3 protein-coding genes are annotated in these 1,669 nt (G+C 45.0%); 1 reads left to right on the top strand and 2 read right to left on the bottom strand.

From position 1 onward, the window contains the following. The coding region (locus ACTTK7_RS17185) for an ATP-binding protein (RefSeq protein WP_462869322.1) at positions 1–538 on the top strand (538 nt) is incomplete at its 5' end. A gap of 44 nt (positions 539–582) precedes the next feature. Here ACTTK7_RS17185 and istB read toward each other — a convergent pair. Together istB and ACTTK7_RS17175 are read right to left on the bottom strand one after the other, a co-directional pair. Continuing rightward, complete coding sequence (istB, locus tag ACTTK7_RS17180; protein WP_244897368.1) at positions 583–1,320, bottom strand: IS21-like element helper ATPase IstB; 738 nt, start codon at positions 1,318–1,320, stop codon at positions 583–585. Between the two features lie 2 nt (positions 1,321–1,322). Continuing rightward, the gene (locus tag ACTTK7_RS17175) at positions 1,323–1,550 is read right to left on the bottom strand and encodes a hypothetical protein (protein WP_462869321.1); all 228 of its coding nucleotides are present in this window, start codon (positions 1,548–1,550) and stop codon (positions 1,323–1,325) included. Positions 1,551–1,669 lie beyond the last annotated feature (119 nt).

Below are 1,669 nucleotides of genomic sequence, written 5' to 3'. Positions count from 1 at the left end.
TCGTCGACGCAAGTATAACGGATATGGGAGTCTGCGTGTTTTTTTGTGCTTCAACCCCAACAAATATTATAGAGCCTTTTTATACAACCTTCTGGAAGAAGAAGTGGCAGCCAAGCATGCCCGGTCGGTGCAGACCCTCCTCAAGTTTGCCCGCCTGCCGTTTCGAAAGACCCTGGATGATTTCGATTTCCCGGCCCAGCCCTCCGTGGATCACCGGCGTATGCAGGAATGTGCCACCTTATCCTTTATCGAGGCGAACGAAAACCTGATTTTCCTTGGCCCTCCGGGCATCGGAAAAACGCATCTCGCTGTTTCGCTGGGACTGGAAGCCATCGCTCATGGCTACAAAACATATTTTGTGACAGCGCACGAGCTCGTGCTTCAGTGCCAAAAGGCGGACGCCGAAGGCCGGCTGGAGAAAAAGATCCGCAGCCTGGTCAAACCATCGGTGCTCATTATTGATGAAATGGGCTATATGAAGCTGGATCCAGGCAGCGCTCATTATCTGTTTCAGGTGATCGCTGTCAAGGACGTTTAATTATATACAAAATCGTCGGGTTAAAATTATACAAGTCTGCCGCCTTATTCGGCAGACTTGTTTTTCATTCGGAAGCTTGGACCGTCAATTGAGAATACTCTTGAATGGTGAAGCAGTCGATCCAATATTGCTGTCGCAATAATCCCGTCTCCCAACACTTCTCCCCACTGGCTGAACGTCTTGTTCGACGTTAGAATAATAGAGCTATTCTCATATCGACGGCTGATCACTTGAAATAAGTAATGACCTCCGTTATCAGATAGATTTAAGTATCCCATTTCATCGATAATCAGGAGGGAGGGCTTAGCGATCCCCCTCATTTTCTTATCCAATTTTCCTTGGGCATCTGCTGTCTCTAGTGACGTAACGAGCTCCTGTGCTGTCATGAAATATGTCTTCAATCCTTTACTGATTGCCTCGAGGGCAATTGAAACCGCAAGGTGTGTCTTTCCAACTCCAGGAGGCCCAAGGAAAATTAAATTCTGATTTTGTTCGATAAAGCTGAGATTCATGTATTCTTCGATGTCCCTTCTGGACACACCACTAATACGTTGGAAGTCAAACGCATCTAAAGTTTTCTTAAAAGGTAAGCGAGAGAGCTTAAGTAGAGTTTGTCTACTTCGCTCTATTCGCGCTTGATTTTCCAATTCCAATAGTCGCTCAAGAAAGACGTGATATGGTATATTATCTTTAGAAGCTTCTTCCGTGAGGGTACGCCACTCTGACTGAATGGTGGATAATTTAAGTGAATCACAGTATGTATCAATAACTTGATTCATCATTTTCACTCTCCCTCTCGAAGAATTTGGTCGTAGACGCTTAGTGGGCGAACAGCGACCTCTATATCTGATGCAGCGTGGAAGGTGCCAGCCTTTGAACGCTGCTTTTTTCTTATCTGTTCGGAGAGTGTCTGTTCGGAGAGTGGAAGGATCTTATCATCCTTTGTATAAGTTAAAATGGCTTCCCCGCGATGATAAACAGTAATCTTTCCATCAAGCGTTTCCTTAATCATAACTTCCTGCCCCGCATAAGGGGAGTTCATGAGAATTTTTCGGGCTCAACACCAAAATATGTTCTTGATAAAAAGAAATGAAAAAACATCTGCCCCTCTGTTATGTTGAGAGTACCAAC

This window comes from Marinococcus tarijensis, assembly GCF_054971385.1.
The sequence above is the reverse complement of the archived record's forward strand: the minus strand, read 5'-3'. Positions and strand labels throughout refer to the sequence as shown.